This is a genomic window from Streptomyces sp. CO7, assembly GCF_053474865.1.
Map to the genome: position 1 here is coordinate 816,111 of NZ_JBRIOU010000004.1, position 1,742 is coordinate 817,852.

Genomic DNA, 1,742 nt, shown 5'->3' on the forward strand with positions numbered 1-1,742 from the left:
GTGGGGTGGGGGTGGGAGGGCGCCGCGCTCAGACGGCGGGCGCCCGGACCTCGGCCTCGGCGACCACGCCGGCGACGCGGCGCAGCTTCTTCATCGGGCCGAGCTCGGACTCGTAGACCTTCTTGACGCCGTCACCGAGGGACGCCTCGATGGTGCGGATGTCGCGCACCAGGCGGGCCAGGCCCTGCGGCTCCACGGAGGCGGCCTGGTCGGAGCCCCACATGGCGCGGTCGAGGGTGATGTGGCGCTCGACGAAGACGGCGCCGAGGGCGACCGCGGCGAGCGTGGTCTGCAGGCCGGTCTCGTGGCCGGAGTAGCCGATCGGGACGTTCGGGAACTCCTGCTGGAGGGTGTTGATCACCCGCAGGTTGAGCTCCTCCGCCTTGGCCGGGTAGGTCGAGGTGGCGTGGCAGAGCACGATGTTCTCGGAGCCGAGGACCTCGACGGCGTGCCGGATCTGCTTGGGCGTCGACATGCCGGTGGAGAGGATCACCGCGCGGCCGGTGGCGCGCAGGGCGCGCAGCAGCTCGTCGTCGGTGAGGGAGGCGGAGGCCACCTTGTGGGCGGGGAGGTCGAACTTCTCCAGGAAGGCGACGGCCTCGGTGTCCCACGGGGAGGCGAACCAGTCGATGCCGCGCTCCTTGCAGTGCGCGTCGATGGCGCGGTACTCGTCCTCGCCGAACTCGACGCGGTGGCGGTAGTCGATGTAGGTCATCCGGCCCCAGGGGGTGTCGCGCTCGATGTCCCACTGGTCGCGCGGGGTGCAGATCTCGGGGGTGCGCTTCTGGAACTTCACGGCGTCGCAGCCGGCGTCTGCGGCGGCGTCGATCAGCTTGATGGCGTTGTCGAGGTCGCCGTTGTGGTTGATGCCGATCTCGCCGGTGACGTAGACCGGCTGCCCGGTGCCGACCAGCCGCGAACCGAAGGCGCGCAGGCGGGAGTTGATGGCGCCGACGGACGTGAGGGTGGAGGTGGTGCTGTTCATGCGGGGGACTTCCTTACCTGGTGCGTGCGAGGTCGTGGATCGGGTGGTCGACGCGGCCGGGGCCGGCCGCGTCGAGGAGTGGCGCCAGCGCGCGGGCGCGGGCGAGGTCGTGCGGGTCGTCGATCTCCAGCACCCGGGCGGGGTCCGTGCGGACCAGCTCGGTGCGGCCGAAGAAGCGGTGCCGGTGGGCGCGGAAGCCCGCCGCGTCCATCGCGTAGGCGGCGCCGGTCTCCAGGAGGTCCTGGGGACGGTCCTGGCGGCGCGGCCGGTGGGCCTTGTCGTGGTTCACGCCGTGCCCGCCGGGTCCGGCGGCCCGCGCGGTGGCGTCGTCGCGCCACAGGAAGCCGTGGAAGGGGGCGACGGTGACCGCGGTGTCGGCGCCGTCCTCGGCCACCGCCGCGGCGACGCCGTCGACGTCCTCGGGGGCGAGGAACGGGCTGGTGCACTGGACGAGGAGGACCACGTCGGCCGGGGTGCCGGTGAGCGCCTCGTGGGCGTCCAGGGCGTGCAGGACGGCGGACTCGGAGGTGGCGGTGTCCCCGGCGATGGCCGCGGGGCGCACCACCGCCTCGGCCCCCGCCTCGCGGGCGGCTGCCGCGATCGCCGGGTCGTCGGTGGAGACGACGACGTCGGTGACCAGGCGGGCGGCGAGGCAGGCCCGCACCGCGCGGACCACCAGCGGGACGCCGGCGACCGGGGCGAGGTTCTTGCCGGGGACCCCCTTGGAGCCGCCCCGGGCGGGGATCACCGCGAGGAC

Annotated in this window: 1 protein-coding gene and 1 pseudogene; both read right to left on the minus strand. The window is 74.1% G+C overall.

The window, feature by feature from the left end; genetic code table 11:
• Positions 1 to 28: 28 nt before the first annotated feature.
• Complete coding sequence (locus ACOV8S_RS16520) at positions 29 to 985, minus strand: N-acetylneuraminate synthase family protein (RefSeq protein WP_448318565.1); 957 nt, start codon at positions 983 to 985, stop codon at positions 29 to 31.
• A 55-nt stretch (positions 986 to 1,040) separates the two neighbouring features.
• A pseudogene (locus tag ACOV8S_RS16525) lies at positions 1,041 to 1,742 on the minus strand (acylneuraminate cytidylyltransferase family protein); the annotation flags it as partial.